The organism is Microbispora sp. KK1-11 (assembly GCF_006874435.1).
GTDB lineage: Bacteria > Actinomycetota > Actinomycetes > Streptosporangiales > Streptosporangiaceae > Microbispora > Microbispora catharanthi.
In genome coordinates, this window is record NZ_VIRJ01000023.1 from 18,423 (window position 1) to 35,845 (window position 17,423).

Below are 17,423 nucleotides of genomic sequence, written 5' to 3' on the forward strand. Positions count from 1 at the left end.
AATGCTGCTGATTCCCTGCCCGTGGTGCGGGCCGCGGGACGAGGCCGAGTTCCACTACGGGGGGCAGGCCCACGTCGCCTATCCGGAGGACCCGGCCGCCCTCTCCGACGAGGAGTGGGCCCGCTACCTGTTCTTCCGCGACAACCCCAAGGGCCTGTTCGCGGAGCGGTGGAGCCACACCGCCGGGTGCCGCCGCTGGTTCAACGCCGTACGCGACACCGCCACCAACGAGATCCACGCCGTCTACCGGGCGGGCGAGCCGCGGCCGGTGACCGCATGAGCCCGCAACCGTACCGCCGCGAGGGAGCGAGCGGGCGCGTGCTGCGCTTCCGGTTCGACGGCCGCGAGTACGAGGGCCTGGAGGGCGACACGCTGGCCTCGGCGCTGCTCGCCAACGGCGTGCGCGCGGTGGCGAGCAGCATCAGGTTCGGCCGTCCGCGCGGCGTGTACGCCGCGGGCTGCGAGGAGCCGAACGCGCTCGTCCAGATCGAGGAGCCCTTCCCCGAGCCCATGCTCCAGGCGACGACCGTCGAGCTGTACGACGGCCTGGTCGCCACGGGCCTGCCGGGACAGGGCAGGCTGGCCGACCGGCCCGACCCGGCCCGCTACGACGCCGTGCACGCGCACTGCGACGTGCTCGTGGTCGGGGCGGGACCGGCCGGCATCGCCGCCGCGGGCGTGGCCGCGCGGGCCGGCGCGCGGGTGATCCTCGCCGACGAGCGGCCCGAGCCGGGCGGCAGCCTGCTCGGCACGGCCGAGACGCTCGACGGCAGGCCGGGCCGTGAATGGGCGGCCGAGGAGGTGGCCGCGCTGGCCGCCCTGCCGGAGGTGCGCGTGCTGCGCCGCACCACGGTCCTCGGCCACTACGACGACAACTACGTCATCGCGGTGGAACGCCGGACGAACCACCTGGGCGCCCAGGCGCCCGCCGGCGTGGCGCGCGAGCGCGTCTGGCGGATCCGGGCCAGGCGCGTGGTGCTGGCGACGGGCGGCCACGAGCGGTTCGTCGCCTTCGCTGGAAACGACCTGCCCGGCGTGATGCTGGCCGGCGCGGCCCGCACGTACGCGAACCACTACCGCGTCCTGCCCGGGCGCCGGGCGGTCGTGTTCACCACCAACGACAGCGCGTACGCCGCGGCGCTCGACCTCGCCGGCGCCGGCGTCGAGATCGCCGCGATCGCCGACGTGAGGCAGGCACCCGGCGAGGCGTGGGCCGCCCGCTGCGCCGAGCGCGGCATCGAGGTCCTGACCGGCCACGTGGTCACCGCGGCGAAGGGCGAGGGCGAGGTCTCCTCGGTCGAGATCACTGCGCGTGCGGGTGGCGGCGTGCGGGAGATTCCCGCCGACCTGCTGCTCGTGTCGGGCGGCTGGACGCCGGTGGTGCACCTGTTCAGCCAGGCCGGGGGCACGCTGCGGCACGACGAGGAGCTGGGCGCGTTCACGCCCGGCGAGACCCGTCAGGCGGTGGAGGCAGCCGGGTTCGCCAAGGGGGTCCGCACGCTGCGGGCCTGCCTGGAGGACGGCGCCGAGGCGGGCCGCCGCGCGCTGGCCGCCGCCGGTTTCACCGCACTGTCCGAGATCGATGTGCCGACTGCCGGGGAGGAGCCCGCCGCCGCGCCCGCCGAGCACCTGTGGCTCGTCGAGGCTGACGATTACGGCACGCACTTCGTGGACCTGCAGCGGGACGTCACCGTGGCGGAGGTCCTGCGCGCGACCGGCGCGGGGCTCACCTCGGTGGAGCACGTCAAGCGCTACACCACCGCCGGCACGGCCCACGACCAGGGCAAGACGTCCGGGCTGCTGACCGGCGGCGTCGTGGCGCACGCGCTCGGCGTCGACGTCGCCGAACTGGGGACCACGACGTTCCGCGCGCCGTACACGCCGGTCTCGTTCGCCGCGCTGGCGGGCCGCGACCGGGGGCCGCTGCACGACCCGGTGCGCGTCACCGCCATGCACGAGTGGCACGTGGCGCGCGGGGCGCTGTTCGAGAACGTCGGACAGTGGAAGCGGCCCTGGTACTACGCGCAGCCGGGTGAGGACATGGAGGCCGCCGTGCTGCGCGAGTGCCGGGCGGCACGCGAGGACGTGGCCGCGATGGACGCCTCCACGCTCGGGAAGATCGACGTGGTCGGACCCGACGCGGGCGTGTTCCTCGACCGGCTCTACACGAACATGATGAGCACGCTCAAGGTCGGCTCCATCCGCTACGGCGTGATGTGCCGCCCCGACGGCATGGTCTTCGACGACGGCACCGTCATCCGCCTGGCGGACGACCGCTTCCTCGTCACCACGACCACCGGCAACGCGGCGGCGGTGCTCGACTGGATGGAGGAGTGGCTGCAGACCGAGTGGCCGGACCTGCGGGTCTGCTGCACCTCGGTCACCGAGCAGTGGGCGACCGTGGCGCTCGTCGGGCCGCGTTCCCGCGAGGTGCTGGCGCGGCTCGCGCCCGGCCTCGCGGTGGACAACGACAGCTTCCCGTTCATGACGTGGCGGGACGCCGAGGTGGCCGGGATCGAGGCGCGGGTCTGCCGGATCAGCTTCTCCGGCGAGCTGGCCTACGAGATCAACGTGTCCTCCTGGTTCGGGCTCGCCCTGTGGGAGGCGGTCATGGCGTCCGGCGAGGTCACGCCGTACGGCACCGAGACCATGCACGTGCTGCGCGCCGAAAAGGGGTTCCCGATCGTCGGCCAGGACACCGACGGCACGGTCACCCCGCAGGACCTCGGCATGGAGTGGATCGTGTCGAAGAAGAAGGCCGACTTCGTCGGCAAGCGGTCCTTCGCCCGGGCGGACACCTCCCGGTCCGACCGCAAACACCTGGTCGGCCTGCTGCCCGAGGCCCCCGGCGTGCTGCTGCCCGAGGGCGCCCACCTCGTGGAGACCTCGGCGCTGCCCGAGTCGCCGGTGCCGACGCTCGGGTTCGTCACCTCCAGCTACCGCAGCGCCGCGCTGGGCCGTACGTTCGCGCTCGCGCTGGTGAGCGGCGGGCGCGAACGGGTCGGCGAGCGGTTGTACGCCCCGGTCGGGGACGACCTGGTGCCCGTGACCGTGACCTCCCACGTCCTGTACGACCCGGAAGGAGCACGCCGCGATGGCTGAGCGCAGGAGTCCGGCCGCGGCGTACGCGGCCAGGTTCGAGGCGGCGAGCGCGGGCGGCGGCCTGCGCCTGGCCGAGATCCCCTTCCTGACCCACGTGAACGTCCGGGTCGATCCCAAGAGCCCGGCGGCGGAGCGGATCGGCACCGCGATCGGCGTGCGGCTGCCGCTGGAGCCCGGCACCGCCGTGAGCGGCGGCGACCTGACCGTGCTGTGGCTGGGGCCCGACGAGTGGCTGGTGACGGGCCCCGACGGTGCCGCCCCCGGGCTGCTGGAGCGTCTCACCGAGGCGGCGGACGGCGAGCACGTCTCGATCGTCGACGTGTCGGCGCAGCGCACCACCCTGGTGGTCGCCGGAGACCGGGCGCGGGACGTGCTGGCCCATGGCTGCGCGCTGGACCTGCACCCCCGCGTGTTCGGCCCTGGCCGGTGCGCCCAGACGATGCTGGCCAGGGCGGGAGTCGTCCTGGTCGCCGGTGAGGACGGCTTCCGCCTGCTGGTCCGCTCGTCCTTCGCGGCGTACGTCGCGGAGTGGCTGCTCGACGCGTCCGTCGAGTACGTGGCCGGCGGCTAGGCGACTGCTCACGATCCGCATCGGCCCGTCGGGTTCGCACCTCGCCGGGCCGATGCGCGCCGTCGTGCAAGGCTGACGGCCGGGTATTCCGGGGCGTGACATACCATCGAGGACGCTCGTGAGGAGGGCCGTCCATACCCCGGGTGGGAGATCATGTTCCGCACGCTGATGAAGTCGAAGATCCACCGCGCCACCGTCACGCAGGCCGATCTGCACTACGTCGGCTCGGTGACGATCGACGCGGACCTGATGGCCGAGGCCGACCTCGTCGAGGGTGAGAAGGTCGACATCGTCGACATCGACAACGGCAACCGGCTGTCCACGTACGTCATCGAAGGTCCGGCGGGCTCCGGGGTGATCGGCATCAACGGCGCCGCCGCCCGTCTCATCTCGGTCGGCGACCTCGTGATCATCATCGCGTACGCGCTGGTCGCCGAGGAGGAGGTCAAGGCGCTCAAGCCGCGCGTCGTCTTCGTCGACAAGGACAACAAGCCGCTGCACGTGGGCTCCGACCCCGCCGCCGTACCCGACGGCATGGGCCTGACCCCCGGCGACCTCACCCCACCCGCCACGTCCTGACCCACCCGTCGCCGCCCAGGCAAGCCGGCCCGCATGTGAGGACGGGGCGCCGCTCGCGGACTCGGCTTGTCACCGCGCAGTGAGGTGGTGTGCGCGGCGGCTGGAGGGCCGTAGCGCCCAGGACACCGCGGTCAGTGCGGTCAAGACGGCCAGCAGCCCCACCTCGCCGAGGTCGTAGCCGGTGACCAGGTGGGAGGCGACGGCCCCCGTATAGGTGAAGAAGGCGCCCGCGTAAGCCCATTCCTTGAGCAACACGCGACGCGGAATGAGCAGGGCGAGCGCGCCGAGCACCTTCCAGGTCCCCAGCAGCACCAGGAAGTAGTCCGGATAGCCCAGGTGCGTCACCAGGGCATGGACGTATGGAAGCCGCACGATGTCCCAGACGCCGCCGACTCCCAGTTCGGCCGCCACCGCCGCGGTTGCCAGCCAGTAGCCGGCCGATCTCAAACGCCCGGGCCCGCAGCGCCGGGCGATGACTGAAATCGGTGCCATGGGATACTCCTTCCGTTCCTGTCACATCCCGGCGGAGCGCCGGTTCATCACTACGAACCCCCGGGGCGGAAGGATGTGACGAATGGATCACGCCGACTGGCTGGCGACGCGCTTCGAGCAGCAACGGCCCCATCTGCGTGCGGTCGCCTACCGGATGCTCGGCTCGTTCACAGAGGCGGACGACGCGGTGCAGAACGCATGGCTACGTCTCAGCGGCGCCGACACCACCGATGTGGACAACCTCGCCGGGTGGCTCACCACCGTCGTCGCCCGGGAGTGCCTCAAAATGCTGCGCACCCGCCGATGTCACCGTGAGGAGCCCCTGAGCGACATCGCGATCGAGTCGTCCGCCGACGGCTGCGACGTCAGCGATCCCGAAGCCGAAGCCCTGCTCGCCGACGCGGTCGGTCCCGCACTGATGGTCGTGCTCGACAGGCTCTCTCCCGCCGAGCGGCTCGCCTTCGTCCTGCACGACATCTTCGCCGTGCCCTTCGACGAGATCGCTCCCATCCTGGAACGCTCTCCCGCAGCCACCCGCCAGCTCGCCAGCCGCGCCCGCAGGCGGGTCCGAGGCGCGACACCCTCTCGGCAGGTCGATCTCGCCCGCCAGCGCCGGGTCGTTGTGGCCTTCCTCGCCGCGCTCCGAGAAGGCGACTTCGACGGGCTCCTCGCCGTGCTCGACCCCGATGTCCTGCTCCGGGACAGCGGCGCCGGGTTCCCTCCCGGCGCCCCGGCGCTGATGCGAGGCGCGCGGGCTGTCGGCGCCCACGCGCTCACCTTCTCGCGGGGTGCCCGGTTCGTACGGCTCGCAGTGGTGAACGGAGCCGTGGGTCTCGCCATCGTCCCGCAAGGACGACTTGTCGGGGCACTCGGCTTCACCTTCAAGGAGGACAAGGTCGCCGAAATCGAAATGATCTCCGACCTCGAACTCCTTCGGCACGTCGACCTGGCGGCTCTCGACCGTTGACCGCCATGGCCGGGGCTGATGCTCCGCGATGAGGGCGAGTAGGTTATCCGCCACAATCGCCCTATTTGTGAGGAGTGTCACTCGTGCCCTTCGTCGTCGATCTCACCGACGGGTCCGTCGAGCGGGAGGACCGGTCCGCCGAGACCGGCCACTTCGGCGGGTCGATCCTCGGCCTGCGGCTGCTGACCGAGCGCACCCCCGCCGGGCTCGACCCGTACGATCCCCGGGCCCTGCTGTACGTCGCGGCCGGGATCCTCGGCGGGGTGGCCGCGCCGGGGCTCGCGAAGGCGGTGTTCCTGGCCAAGTCGCCGCTGACCGGGGTGGCGGGGGAGGCCCACGCGCTCGGGCCGTTCGCGGCCGGGATCCGCGGCGCGGGCGCCAAGGCGCTGGCGATCACCGGCCGGGCGCAGCGGCTGTCATACCTGCTGGTCGAGGACGGCCGGATCAGCGTCCACCCGGCCGAGGAACTGGGTGGCCTCGGCACCGCCGCCACCACGGACGCGCTGCGCGCGCGGCACGGCGAGGGCGCGCACGTCGCCGCCATCGGGCCGGCGGGGGAGAGGCTGGTCCGCTACGCGAGCGTGGTGACCGACTACGCCTACCCCGCGGCCCGGTACGGCCTCGGCGCGGTGCTGGGCGCAAAGAACCTCAAGGCGATCGTCTGCGTGGGGGACGCCCCGGCCGCCGTGGCCGACCCGCGCGCCCTGGCGGAGATCGAGGCCTTCTACCGCGCCGCGATGCCCCGCAACGCGCTCGCGGCCTGGCAGCACGCCGGTCCGGGGTTCGGCGCCTGGACGGGGGAGCCGCCCGCGCCCGGCTACCTGAGCGTGCGGAACTTCTCCCACACCGGCGACGGCGGGCTGCGGGTTCCGTCCCCGGCCGACTACGACGGGCTCGCGGTGGCCACGAGCGGGTGCTGCCCCGGCTGCCCGACCGACTGCCTCAAGACGTACGCGCCGCTCGGCGTGCCGGAGAGCAGAACGGGAGGGCTCGGCCAGGAGGCGTTCGCGTCCCTGGGCTGGAACCTCGGCGTCGACGATACCGGCGCGGTGCTCGCGCTGAACGCCCTGTGCAACGACCTCGGCCTCGACCAGGTCTCCTTCGGCGGCACGGCCGCCTTCGCGATGGAGTGCGCGGCCCGCGGCCTGCTCACGGAAGGGCCCTCCTTCGGCGACGCGGCGGCGGTGACGGCGCTCGCCCGCGACGTCGCGACCAGGAGCGGAGCGCTCGGCGACCTGCTCGCCGAGGGCTCGGCCCGAGCGGCGGGCAAACTCGGGGCCGAGCCGTACGCGATGACCGTGAAGGGCGCCGAGGTGCCGTGTTTCGACCCGCGGGTGCAGCCGGGCCTCGGGCTTGGTTACGCCGCCGCGCCGGGCGGGCCGCGCTACGACGCGCTGGAGCACGACCTGGACTTCGAACCCGGAGGCGCGCTCGCCTACTGCCTGCCCGAGGCGGCGCGGATCGGCGCCGAGCCCGCTCCGGTCGGCCTGCTCGACGCCGGACGCGGGCGGCGCACGGCGCGCCTGCTGCGCCTGTGGAGCGCCCTCGACGCGTGGAACATCTGCCTGTTCGCCTCGTCGCCGACCAGGCCCTTGACGCTCGACCACCTGACGGCGCTGGTCACGGCCGTCTCCGGGGCCGGGTGCACGCTGGACGACCTGCTCGCGGCGGGCGCCGCGCGGCTCGACCTGATGCGTGCGTACGCGCTGCGCGAGGGCGGCGGGCCCGACGAGCTGCCGGCCCGGTTCCACGACGAGCCGGTCACGGCCGGGCCGTACGCCGGGGCGCGGCTGGCCCGCGAGGACTTCGCGCGGGCGCTCGACGCCTTCCACGCCGAACTCGGCTGGCGCGCCTGACTGAAAATCGCCGACATCGGACGGTATGGTCGGAAATTTTCTTCACAGGATTTAGGGGCAGCGTTATGATCTTCCGTCTTGTCGGCCGCGCTGATCAGCTGGCCGTTGCTTGTGCCGATGGGGCCCTCGACGGACCCCGTGATTGATGGGAGATCGACCATGAGGCGCGCACTGGCCGCGTTAGGCATCGGCGTGGGTCTGCTGGGATCCGCCGTCGTCTCCGCTCCGGCTCAGGCCGCGAGCGCCGTGATGGCCCCTCTGGCCTCCACCGTGCCGGACGCTCAGCAGGTCGCGGCGTTCTGGCTCGCCGACGCGGGCGCGAACCTGAAGAGCGCCACGCCGTACGCCGTGCAGACCGTGGTCCATGGGGAACGCACCTCCGCCGGCGTCGTTCCGGACGGCAAGCCCGGCCTGGTCGCGCCGTCCCAGGACGTGCTCGTGAAGAAGGTGAAAACGCCCGTGACCTCGGGCAAGGTGTTCTTCGTCGGCGCCGACGGTCAGCCGCACTGGTGCACGGGTACCGCTGTGGTGTCGGCCTACCGCAACCTCGTCGCCACGGCCGGTCACTGCGCGTTCGACACCGAGGGTGCCGCCGGCACGCTCGGCGGGCTCGGCAAGTGGGTCTTCGTGCCCGGCTACTCGGGCGGCAAGACCCCGGAGGTCCTGTACGTCGGAAGGCAGGCCGCCACCCATTTCGACTTCGACGTGTACCGGGACTACGACCGCGACGCCGCTTTCGTGACCGTGTTCAACGGCGTCGTCTCGTCGTCCTCCGGCGTGCTGACCGACAGCGGGCGGCTGGGCGACAACGTCGGCGGGCAGGGCCTCGCCTACAACCAGCCGACGGCCTCCTCGGTCGACGTCTTCGGCTACCCGGCCGGTCCCAACCCCGACGGAACCCGGCCCTACACCGGCCAGACCCTCGAACGGTCCACCGGGTCGACATTCGCCGTGGGGCTCCTCGACCTCCCCGCCGACCAGCCCGTCGGCGTCGACTCCCCGTTCACCGGTGAGGGCTCACTCGGCTCCTCGTGGCTGTACCGGTACAGCGACGACACCCGCACCGGTTACCTCGCCGGCATCACGATCAGCGTCTCCGACACCGACGGCGACAACCGCTACGACGCCAGCGTTTCCCCGTACTTCGACGGCGAGATGTACAGGGTCTACTCCGAGAGCACCGCGCTCCAGACCGGCTCGATCGCGTAGCCGACCGGCCAGTACCCGCCCCCGCCGCGCCTGCCCATCCTGGGTGCGACGGGGGCCTTTTCATTCGTGACACTCCCGTTAATCACGCAAGAAAAACGATTGACCAACCTCTTGTCCGGTTTGTGAGGCCGCTGCTATGGTCTGGTCAATCGTTTGACGAGCGCGGCGGACGGGCGGCGTACGAGGCCCGCCCCGATCCCGCCGCACGGCCACCGGGACGCGACCGGGACACAGAACCAAGGGAGACCATCGGGGATGGCAGTCACTATCGACCTGAGCGGGCGCACGGCGCTCGTGACCGGGGGAGCGGGAGGGCTCGGCGTCGCATGCGCCCGGGCGCTCGCCGACGCCGGCGCGAGCGTCGTGCTGTCCGACCTGGAGGGGCCGCGGCTGGCCGAGGCCGCGGCCGCCGTCGGGGCGGAGGCACGCGCGGCCGACATCGCCGACGCCGGCCAGGCCAGGGCGCTGGTGGACGGCCTCGACCGCATCGACGTCCTGGTGAACTGTGCCGGCATCATGCGGACGACCCCGCTGCTCGACGTCGAGGCGGACGAGTGGCGCAGGATCGTCGACGTCAACCTGAACGGCACGTTCTGGCTCACCCAGGCGGCCGGGCGGCGCATGGTGGAGCAGGGGAGCGGGTCGATCGTCACCCTGGCCTCGGTCGCCGCCCGGTCGGGACGGCCGAACGCGGCGCACTACTCGGCCACCAAGACGGCCCTGCTGTCGCTGACGAAGTCGGCGGCGCTCGCGCTCGCCCCGGTGCGCGTCAACGCGGTCTGCCCCGGGGTCATCCTCACCCGCATGTGGGACGAGATCATGGCCGACCGCGACGAGCGCTTCGGCCCCGACGCCGGCGCCCGGTATCTCCAGGAGGTGAGCGACCGGTCGCCGCTGGGGCGGCCCGGCCGGCCCGAGGAGATCGCCGCGGCGGTGCTGTTCCTGGTCAGCGACCTCGCCTCGTTCGTCACCGGCCAGGCGCTCAACGTCGACGGCGGACTGGAGATGGACTGACCATGCAGACCTTCAAGCTCCTGCCGGAGCTGTTCGGCGACGCCGGGATGGCGACGATCTTCTCGGCCGAGCGGACCGTGCTCGCCTGGCTGCGGGTCGAGGCCGCCCTCGCGCAGGCGCAGGCCGACGCGGGCGTGATCACCGCCGCCGACGCCGAGGCCATCACCGGCGCCTGCGTGCTGGACAACGTCGACGTCGAGCGCCTGTGGCGGGAGGCGGTGAACGTCGGCTACCCGATCCTGCCGCTGGTCCGCATGATCGCCGCGGCGCTGCCCGAGGGGCCGAACGGCCGCGTCCACTACGGCGCGACCACCCAGGACATCATGGACAGCGGCGTGGCGCTGCAGATGGGCGAGGCTCTGGACCGGCTCGCCGCGCTGCTCGGCGCGTTCGGGGACACTCTCGCCCGGATGGTCGAGGTGCACGCGGGCACCGTGATCGCCGCCCGCACCCACGCCCAGCAGGCCGTGCCCACGACGTTCGGGGCGAAGCTCGCGGTGCTGCTGGCGGAGCTCACCCGTCAGCGTGAGCGGGTGAGGGCGGCCGGGCGCCGGGTCCGCGTCGTCTCGCTCTTCGGCGCCGGAGGCACCTCCGCCGCCATGGGCGAGCAGGCGGCCCAGGTCAGGAAGGGCATGGCCGTACGGCTCGGCCTCGCGGCCGCCGACGTGCCCTGGCACGTGGCCCGTGACGGCATCGCCGAGTTCGGCGTCGCGTGCGCGAGCGTGGCGGCCACCGCCGCCCGGTTCGCCCGCGAGGTGGTGGACCTGTCCCGCACCGAGGTCGGCGAGGTGCGCGAGGCGGGCGGGCACCACCGCGGCGCTTCGTCGACGATGCCGCAGAAGGCCAACCCGATCGGCTGCGAGGCCGTCATCGGCATGTCGGCCACTGCCGGTGCGCTCAGCTCGGCCCTGTTCCGGGCGATGGAGGCCGGCCACGAGCGGGCCGCGGGCGAGTGGCAGATCGAGTGGTACGCCGTCCCGCTGCTGGCCGAGCTGGCCGCCGGCGCGCTCGCCACGGCCGCCGAGGTGGCCGAGGGGCTGCGTGTCTTCCCCGACGCCATGCGGGCCAACCTCGACGCGGAGGGCGGGCTCATCATGGCGGAGGCGTACATGATGCGCCTGGCCCCGGCGCTCGGCCGGGAGCGGGCGCACGACCTCGTCTACCAGGCGGCGCACGAGGCGCGGGCCCGGCGCGGCGCGCTGGCCGACACGCTGCGCGAGGTGGCCGGTCCCGACGACCTGGCCACGCTCGGCGCGCTGCCGCTGCCCCCCGAGTCGTATGTCGGCGACGCCGAGGCGGTCTGCGTGGCCGCGCTCGCGGGATGGCGCGGCGAGGCGACCATGGACCACGACAACGAGGAGTCCGGCGAATGAGCGAGCGACGGCTTGCGGATCTGCTGGCGATGTGGCGCGTGCGCGCCTTCGAGGAAAAGGTGCGGGAGCTGCGCCTTGCGGGGCCGATCGTCGGGTCCGTCCACCTGTGCATCGGGCAGGAGGCGATCCCTGTCGGCGCCTGCGACGTGCTGGAGCCCGAGGACGCGCTGTTCGCGACCTACCGGGGACACGGCTGGGCCCTCGCCAGGGGCGTCCCCGCCGAGCGGATGTTCGCCGAGCTGCTCGGCCGGGAGACCGGCGTCAACGGCGGCAGAGGAGGATCGGCCTACTTCACCGCCGCGGAGTACGGCTTCCACGGGGAGAACTCGATCGTCGGCGCGGGCGCCCCGATCGCCTGCGGCGCGGCGCTGGCCGGCCGCTACGACGGCTCCAACCGGGCCGCGGTCACCGTGTTCGGCGACGGCGCGATGAACCAGGGCGCGGTGCACGAGGCGATAAACTTCGCCGCCGCCTTCTCCCTGCCCGTGGTCTTCGTCTGCGAGAACAATCGCTACTCCGAGCTGACCCCGATCGCCGACATGGTCCGCACGAGCAGGCTCGCCGACCGCGCGGCGGCGTACGGCATGCCGGGCTACCGCATCGACGGCAACGACGTGGAGGCCGTCCGCTTCCACGTGCGCGACGCCCTGGAGGTCGCCAAGGAGAACGGCGGCCCGACGCTGCTGGAGTGCATGACCGAGCGCATCGTCGGCCACTACATCGGCGACGCGGAGAACTACCGCAAGCCGGGCGAGATGGACCGGATCACGGCACGGGAGCCGATCGCCCGGCTGCGCGCGGGCCTGCTCGCCGACGGGGTGCCGGCCGCCGAGATCGACGCGGTCGAGGCCCGTGCGAGAGCCGAGATCGAGACCGCCGCCGCGGCGGCGCTGGCCGCGCCGTTCGCCGACCCCGCGACCGCGAGGGAGCACCTGTATGCCTGAGACCCGGAAACTGAACTACGGCGAGGCCGTCAACGCCGCGCTGCACCGCCTCATGGCGGAGTTGCCCGAGACCCTCGTGTACGGCGAGGACGTCGGCCTCCCCGGAGGCGTGTTCGGCGTCACACGCGGGCTGCGCAAGCAGTTCGGCGACCGGGCCTTCGACACGCCGATCAGCGAGTCGGCCATCCTGGGCAGCGCTGTGGGCGCGGCCATGATGGGCCGCCGCCCGATCGTCGAGATCATGTGGGCCGACTTCTCGCTGGTGGCGCTCGACCAGATCGTGAACCAGGCGGCCAACGTCCGCTACGTCTCCGGCGGCCGGTTGACGGCGCCGATGACGATCCGCACCCAGCAGGGCAACGCCCCCGGCGCGTGCGCCCAGCACTCGCAGTGTCTCGAGGCGCTGTTCCTGCACGTCCCCGGGCTGCGGGTGTGCATGCCCTCCACGCCGCAGGACGCCTACGACCTGCTCGTGACCGCCGTGCACTGCGACGACCCGGTTCTCGTCATCGAGAACAGGACCCTCTACTTCGGCGCCAAGGAGGAGGTGATGGTCGGCGGCCTGGTCCAGCCCATGGGCGGGGCGCGGGTGCGCCGGCACGGCTCCGACGTCACGGTGGTCACCTGGGGCGCGATGACCGCGCGGGTGCTCGACGCCGCCGATGCGCTGGCCGCCGACGGCATCGAGGTGGAGGTGCTGGAGACGCCCTGGCTCAACCCGTTCGACACCGAGGCCGTGCTCGCGAGCGCCGGCCGTACGGGCAGGCTCGCGGTGGTCCACGAGGCCAACGTGACCGGCGGGTTCGGGGCCGAGGTCGTGGCGCGGGTCGCCGGGGCGGGCGTCCCGCTGCTGGCGCCGCCCGTCCGGGTGGGGGCGCCCGATGTCCGGATGCCGGCCGCGCCGATCCTGGCGCAGGCGCTGCTGCCGGACGCCGATCGCATCGCGGGGGAGGTGCGAGCGCTCGTGAAGGGCTGACGCCCTTGAGCGAGCACGTCATCACATGTCATCACCTGAATTGAGCAAACGATTGACCTCCCCTGAGCAGGAGAAACAATGAAGAAGGCACTCTTCGTCGCGGCCGCCCTGGCGGTCGGCGCGACGGCCTGCGGCGGCTCCGGCGGCGACGGCGCCACCCAGGCCGCCTCGGAGAAGAAGGAATACACGATCGGTGTCTCCAACCTCGGCCTGAGCTTCCCGTTCCCCTCCGCCATCGGCAAGGGCATCAAGGACGAGGCCGCCAAGCTCGGCGTGAAGATCACCGAGCTGGACGCCCAGGGCAAGGCGGACAAGCAGAGCAACGACGTGCAGGACCTCATCGCACAGCAGCCGGACGGCGTGCTGCTGCTGCCCGTGGACTCCGGCGTCGCCCAGGGCCTCGCCGACAAGCTCAAGGCGTCGAACATCCCGACCGTGGCCGTCGCGTCCCAGGTCGGCGATCCCAAGACCCGTCAGCTCAAGGACGTCTACCCCGGCCTGGTCGCGCTCGTCACGCAGGACGAGCCCGCCGCGGGGGGCAAGGCCGGCGAGATCGCCGCGCAGATCCTTCCCGAGGGCGGCAAGATGGCCGTGGTCGAGGGTGCGGCGGGCTTCGCCGAGGTCGTGCTGCGTTACCAGGACTTCCCGAAGGCCGCCGAGGCGAAGGGCGCGAAGTTCGAGGTCGTGGCCCGCCAGCCCGGTGACTGGGTGCAGGACAAGGCCCAGTCGGCCTGCCAGAACATGCTCGCCTCCAACCCCGACGTCAAGCTGTTCTACGCCGAGTCGGACGACATGGCGGTCGGCTGCGCCAAGGCCGTGAAGTCGGCCAACTCCACCGCGAAGATCGTGGGCATCGGCGGCAGCAAGCTCGGCGTCGACGCCGTCACCTCCGGCGACATCGCCGGCACCGTCTGCTTCAAGCCCGAGGACCTCGGCAAGCTCGCCCTCGACACGCTGTACAAGCACCTGACCGGCGAGCAGAAGCAGGACGCCGCCTTCGTGACGTACGACACCCCGGCCATCACGAAGGACAACGTCGCCGACTGCACGCCGCAATGGTAGACACCCCGCTGCTGTCCCTCGAGGGCGTCGGCAAGTCGTTCCCCAACGGCACCGTCGCCCTCCGGGGGGCACGGCTCACGGTCCTCCCCGGCAGCGTGCACGGCCTGGTCGGGGCCAACGGCGCGGGCAAGTCCACGATGATCAAGATCATCGCCGGGGCGCACGCGCCGACGTCGGGCACGGTCCGCTGGATGGGCGAAAAGGTCGTCTGGCGCGACCCCGGCGCGGCCAGGAAGGCCGGCGTCGCCACGATCATGCAGCACGTCCCGCTCGCGCCCACGCTGACCGTGCTGGAGAACGTCTTCCTCGGCGCCCCCGGACCGTGGCGGCTGCCGCGCGCCCGCCGCCGGGAGTTCGACCGGCTGCTCGAGCGGGTGCACTACGAGATCGACCCGGACGCCGAGGTGGCCGGCCTGGCCATCGGCGAGCGGCAGATGGTCGCCATCCTGCAGGCGCTCGCCATCGGCGCGAACCTCGTCGTCATGGACGAGCCCACCGCCTCGCTGGCCGAGGGCGAGCGCCAGGTGGTGTTCGACGTGGTGCGCAGGCTGTCGGCGCAGGGCACCGCCTTCCTCTATGTGTCGCACTTCCTCGACGAGGTGCTGTCGCTCACCGACCGGGTGACCGTGCTGCGGGACGGCACCGTGGTGGAGGAGGGCCCGACCGCCGCCTACGACGAGGACCGGCTGGTGCAGGCCATCGTCGGGCGGGACCTGCTCGCGGCCGAGCGCCGCGCCCCGGCCCCCGTCGCCGCCGACGCCCCGGTGGCCCTCGCCGTACGGAACCTCAGCTCACCGGCCGGGGTGCGCGACGTGTCGTTCGAGGTGCGCCGCGGCGAGGTGGTCGGCATCGCGGGCCTGCTCGGCTCCGGCCGGTCGGAGATCCTGCACGCGGTGTACGGCGCGGACTCCCGAGCCCGGGGCGAGGTGCTGGTGGACGGCCGTCCCGTGCGGCGCGGTCCCCGGGCGGCGGTCGCCGCCGGGATGGCCCTCGTCCCCGAGGACCGCAACGCGCAGGGGATCGTGGGCGCGTTCCCCATCTGGAAGAACATCTCCCTGCCCGACCTCGCGTCGCTGTCGTCGGCGCGGGCGCTGCCCCGGGAGGCGGCCGAGGCCGAGCGTGCCGAGCGGGCCATCCGCGACCTCGGCATCGTCTGTCCCGGCCCCGAGGCGCTGGTCACCGAGCTGTCCGGCGGCAACGCGCAGAAGGTCGTGTTCGGCAAGTGGCTGTACGGCGGGGCCCGGGTGTTCATGCTCGACGAGCCCACGGCCGGCGTCGACGTCGGGGCGAAGGCCGACATCCTCGACCTGGTCCGCAGGTTCGCCGCCGAGGGCGGCGCCGTGCTCGTGGTGAGCAGCGAGTTCGAGGAGATCCTCGCGGTGGCGACGCGCGTGCTCGTCGTCCGCGAGGGCCGGGTCGTCGCGGAGCGACCGGCGCACGAGACATCCGAGGAGGAGTTGCTGATGCTGGCCAACGGATTCGGAGGTGCGCACGATGCCGCCTGAGAGCGCGGAGGGCACCGGCGGAGGCACCGTGGGAGGCGCCGTGGGAGGCGCGGCGCGCGGGAAGACGCTCGGCGCGCGCGCCGCCGCCGCGCTGCGCCCCGGCAACGCGGGCGTCGTCTACGCCCTCGTGCTGATCGTGGCCGTGCTGACGCTGCTGTCGAGCCAGATGGGGCGGCCGAGCTACCTGTCGCCGACCAACGTCATCAACATCCTGGACCAGTCGTCGCTGGTCGCGATCCTCGCGGTGTTCACGACCGTGGTGCTGATCAGCGGCAACTTCGACCTGTCCATCGCGTCGGTGTCCGCCTTCGGCGCGGCGATGGCGCTCAGCCTGGTCGGCTCGCTCGGCCTGCCGCTGGCGCTGGCCGTCGCGCTGGCCGCCGGGCTCGTCTGCGGCGCGGTGAACGGCCTGATCGTGCAACTGGTCGGCATCAACGCGTTCATCGTGACGCTGGGCACGATGACGGCCGTACGCGGCCTGGTGCTGATCCTGACCGACGGCCGCACGATCACGGCGAAGGACCCGGAGTCGCAGCGCGCGCTGATCGCGCTGCAGTCGGGCTACTGGACGGTGCCGCACATCCTGGCGATCCTCGGAGTGGCGGCGCTGGTCGTCGGCGCCGTGGTGGCGCTGCTCGCCCGCCGCTCCGGAGGCGGTCCGGTCAAGGGTGCGGTCATCGCGGCGGTCGGGCTGGTCGTGGCCGTGCTCGACCCCGTGCTCGGCTTCGAGCTGCGGCTCAGCAAGCCCACCTACTACCTGATCGTCATCGCCGGCGTCACCTGGGCCGTGCTGCGCTACACGGTGATCGGCCGCCGCCTGTACGCCGTGGGCAGCAACGCGGAGGCGGCCCGGCTGTCCGGCATCAACGTGAACCGCTACCGGATCGGCGCGTTCCTGCTGAACGGGCTCGGCTCGGGCTTCGTCGGCGTGCTGTTCGCCGCGAAGCTGCTGGCCATCAACCCCACCGGCCTGCAGGGCACGGAGCTGACCGTGCTCGCCGCGGCCATCCTCGGCGGCACCTCGCTGTTCGGCGGTTTCGGCAGCGTGCTGAAGTCCGTCGTCGGCGCGCTCATCCTGTTCACGCTCGACAACGGCTTCAACGTGCTCAACCTGGGCGCCAACTACCAGGGCGTCATCGTCGGCACGGTCGTCATCGTCGCCGCGGCCATCTACACGATCGCCGGCCGCCAGCGGCAGGTCCGCAGGGTGCGCGACTCGGGAGCCGCACCGCAACCGCCCGAGGAGTCCGGCGTGGAGCCGGAGAGACAGGAGTCGCTGCGATGAGAGGCGTCTGGCACTTCTCGTTCACGGTCGCCGACCTCGACAGGTCCGTCGCCTTCTACCGCGACCTGCTCGGGTTCACCCTCGTGCACCGGCAGGACCAGGACAACGACTACACCCGCAGGCTCGTGGGCTACCCCGACGCGGTGCTGCGCATCGCCCAGCTTGCCGTGCCGGGCCAGCCCCGGGGCGTGTCCACCCACGACCTGGAGCTGGTGGAGTACGTACGGCCGCGGGGGGAGGCACGCGACCCGTCCCGGCACCTGCCCGGCGCGGCGCACCTCGCGCTCACGGTCGAGGACGCGCTCGCCGAGCACGCGCGGCTGTCGGCGGCCGGGGTACGGTTCGTCTCGCCGCCCAACGCCATCACGGCGGGGATCAACGCGGGCGGCTACGCCTGCTACTTCCTCGACCCCGACGACATCACGCTGGAGCTGGTCCAGCCGCCGTTGACAGGCCGCTGACCCGCGTCTAGCTTGTGCAGGCTCAAC

The 17,423-nt window shown here is 72.7% G+C and carries 16 protein-coding genes; 15 read left to right on the forward strand and 1 reads right to left on the reverse strand.

Going from position 1 to position 17,423, the window contains the following annotated elements; all coding sequences use genetic code 11:
- Position 1: 1 nt before the first annotated feature.
- The 4 genes from FLW16_RS44655 to panD all read left to right on the forward strand — a co-directional run bounded on the left by FLW16_RS44655 (position 2) and on the right by panD (position 4,252).
- Positions 2-280, forward strand: a complete 279-nt coding sequence (locus FLW16_RS44655; RefSeq protein ID WP_220506537.1) for a sarcosine oxidase subunit delta — start codon at positions 2-4, stop codon at positions 278-280.
- On the forward strand, positions 277-3,102 hold the full coding sequence (locus tag FLW16_RS28155; RefSeq protein WP_221891327.1) for a 2Fe-2S iron-sulfur cluster-binding protein: 2,826 nt from the start codon (positions 277-279) through the stop codon (positions 3,100-3,102). Before FLW16_RS44655 ends, FLW16_RS28155 begins: the two co-directional genes overlap by 4 nt.
- The gene (locus tag FLW16_RS28160) at positions 3,095-3,673 is read left to right on the forward strand and encodes a sarcosine oxidase subunit gamma (protein WP_142563157.1); all 579 of its coding nucleotides are present in this window, start codon (positions 3,095-3,097) and stop codon (positions 3,671-3,673) included. Before FLW16_RS28155 ends, FLW16_RS28160 begins: the two co-directional genes overlap by 8 nt.
- Positions 3,674-3,826: 153 nt before the next feature.
- The gene (gene panD, locus FLW16_RS28165) at positions 3,827-4,252 is read left to right on the forward strand and encodes an aspartate 1-decarboxylase (protein WP_142563158.1); all 426 of its coding nucleotides are present in this window, start codon (positions 3,827-3,829) and stop codon (positions 4,250-4,252) included.
- Between the two features lie 69 nt (positions 4,253-4,321).
- On the opposite strand, the gene FLW16_RS28170 is transcribed toward panD, so the two are convergent.
- Entirely contained in the window at positions 4,322-4,744 is a 423-nt protein-coding gene (locus FLW16_RS28170; RefSeq protein WP_142563159.1) for a DoxX family protein, read from the reverse strand.
- An 82-nt stretch (positions 4,745-4,826) separates the two neighbouring features.
- Here FLW16_RS28170 and FLW16_RS28175 point away from each other — a divergent pair, with 82 nt between their 5' ends.
- The 11 genes from FLW16_RS28175 (at position 4,827) to FLW16_RS28225 (ending at position 17,396) form a co-directional block, all read left to right on the forward strand.
- Positions 4,827-5,711 (forward strand): sigma-70 family RNA polymerase sigma factor, encoded by an 885-nt coding sequence (locus tag FLW16_RS28175; RefSeq protein WP_142563160.1) that lies wholly within the window; start codon positions 4,827-4,829, stop codon positions 5,709-5,711.
- Positions 5,712-5,794: 83 nt separating this feature from the next.
- Entirely contained in the window at positions 5,795-7,567 is a 1,773-nt protein-coding gene (locus FLW16_RS28180) for an aldehyde ferredoxin oxidoreductase C-terminal domain-containing protein (protein ID WP_185949622.1), read from the forward strand.
- 159 nt (positions 7,568-7,726) lie between these two features.
- Positions 7,727-8,776 carry a serine protease gene (locus FLW16_RS28185; protein WP_142563162.1) on the forward strand — a complete coding sequence of 350 codons (1,050 nt, stop codon included), beginning with the start codon at positions 7,727-7,729 and terminating at the stop codon, positions 8,774-8,776.
- Between the two features lie 255 nt (positions 8,777-9,031).
- Positions 9,032-9,790: an SDR family NAD(P)-dependent oxidoreductase gene (locus FLW16_RS28190; protein ID WP_142563163.1), complete on the forward strand. Its 759-nt coding sequence runs from the start codon at positions 9,032-9,034 to the stop codon at positions 9,788-9,790.
- Positions 9,791-9,792: 2 nt separating this feature from the next.
- Positions 9,793-11,163 (forward strand): lyase family protein, encoded by a 1,371-nt coding sequence (locus FLW16_RS28195; protein ID WP_221891328.1) that lies wholly within the window; start codon positions 9,793-9,795, stop codon positions 11,161-11,163.
- On the forward strand, positions 11,160-12,107 hold the full coding sequence (locus FLW16_RS28200; protein WP_142563164.1) for a thiamine pyrophosphate-dependent dehydrogenase E1 component subunit alpha: 948 nt from the start codon (positions 11,160-11,162) through the stop codon (positions 12,105-12,107). The genes FLW16_RS28195 and FLW16_RS28200 overlap by 4 nt, the downstream gene beginning before the upstream one ends.
- Positions 12,100-13,083: an alpha-ketoacid dehydrogenase subunit beta gene (locus tag FLW16_RS28205; RefSeq protein WP_142563165.1), complete on the forward strand. Its 984-nt coding sequence runs from the start codon at positions 12,100-12,102 to the stop codon at positions 13,081-13,083. The genes FLW16_RS28200 and FLW16_RS28205 overlap by 8 nt, the downstream gene beginning before the upstream one ends.
- 78 nt (positions 13,084-13,161) lie before the next feature.
- Positions 13,162-14,145 (forward strand): sugar ABC transporter substrate-binding protein, encoded by a 984-nt coding sequence (locus tag FLW16_RS28210; RefSeq protein ID WP_142563166.1) that lies wholly within the window; start codon positions 13,162-13,164, stop codon positions 14,143-14,145.
- Complete coding sequence (locus FLW16_RS28215) at positions 14,139-15,650, forward strand: sugar ABC transporter ATP-binding protein (RefSeq protein ID WP_142563167.1); 1,512 nt, start codon at positions 14,139-14,141, stop codon at positions 15,648-15,650. The genes FLW16_RS28210 and FLW16_RS28215 overlap by 7 nt, the downstream gene beginning before the upstream one ends.
- Positions 15,640-16,935: an ABC transporter permease gene (locus tag FLW16_RS28220; RefSeq protein WP_142563168.1), complete on the forward strand. Its 1,296-nt coding sequence runs from the start codon at positions 15,640-15,642 to the stop codon at positions 16,933-16,935. The genes FLW16_RS28215 and FLW16_RS28220 overlap by 11 nt, the downstream gene beginning before the upstream one ends.
- Complete coding sequence (locus tag FLW16_RS28225) at positions 16,932-17,396, forward strand: VOC family protein (protein WP_142563169.1); 465 nt, start codon at positions 16,932-16,934, stop codon at positions 17,394-17,396. The genes FLW16_RS28220 and FLW16_RS28225 overlap by 4 nt, the downstream gene beginning before the upstream one ends.
- The last annotated feature ends 27 nt before the right edge of the window (positions 17,397-17,423 follow it).

Excerpts from the sequence above, each read along its gene's own strand:
- FLW16_RS44655 (WP_220506537.1), top strand. The coding sequence starts at position 2 with ATGCTGCTGATTCCCTGCCCGTGGTGCGGGCCGCGGGACGAGGCCGAG.
- FLW16_RS28155 (WP_221891327.1), top strand. The coding sequence starts at position 277 with ATGAGCCCGCAACCGTACCGCCGCGAGGGAGCGAGCGGGCGCGTGCTG.
- FLW16_RS28160 (WP_142563157.1), top strand. The coding sequence starts at position 3,095 with ATGGCTGAGCGCAGGAGTCCGGCCGCGGCGTACGCGGCCAGGTTCGAG.
- panD (WP_142563158.1), top strand. The coding sequence starts at position 3,827 with ATGTTCCGCACGCTGATGAAGTCGAAGATCCACCGCGCCACCGTCACG.
- FLW16_RS28170 (WP_142563159.1), bottom strand. The coding sequence starts at position 4,744 with ATGGCACCGATTTCAGTCATCGCCCGGCGCTGCGGGCCCGGGCGTTTG.
- FLW16_RS28175 (WP_142563160.1), top strand. The coding sequence starts at position 4,827 with ATGGATCACGCCGACTGGCTGGCGACGCGCTTCGAGCAGCAACGGCCC.
- FLW16_RS28185 (WP_142563162.1), top strand. The coding sequence starts at position 7,727 with ATGAGGCGCGCACTGGCCGCGTTAGGCATCGGCGTGGGTCTGCTGGGA.
- FLW16_RS28190 (WP_142563163.1), top strand. The coding sequence starts at position 9,032 with ATGGCAGTCACTATCGACCTGAGCGGGCGCACGGCGCTCGTGACCGGG.
- FLW16_RS28195 (WP_221891328.1), top strand. The coding sequence starts at position 9,793 with ATGCAGACCTTCAAGCTCCTGCCGGAGCTGTTCGGCGACGCCGGGATG.
- FLW16_RS28200 (WP_142563164.1), top strand. The coding sequence starts at position 11,160 with ATGAGCGAGCGACGGCTTGCGGATCTGCTGGCGATGTGGCGCGTGCGC.
- FLW16_RS28205 (WP_142563165.1), top strand. The coding sequence starts at position 12,100 with ATGCCTGAGACCCGGAAACTGAACTACGGCGAGGCCGTCAACGCCGCG.
- FLW16_RS28210 (WP_142563166.1), top strand. The coding sequence starts at position 13,162 with ATGAAGAAGGCACTCTTCGTCGCGGCCGCCCTGGCGGTCGGCGCGACG.
- FLW16_RS28215 (WP_142563167.1), top strand. The coding sequence starts at position 14,139 with ATGGTAGACACCCCGCTGCTGTCCCTCGAGGGCGTCGGCAAGTCGTTC.
- FLW16_RS28220 (WP_142563168.1), top strand. The coding sequence starts at position 15,640 with ATGCCGCCTGAGAGCGCGGAGGGCACCGGCGGAGGCACCGTGGGAGGC.
- FLW16_RS28225 (WP_142563169.1), top strand. The coding sequence starts at position 16,932 with ATGAGAGGCGTCTGGCACTTCTCGTTCACGGTCGCCGACCTCGACAGG.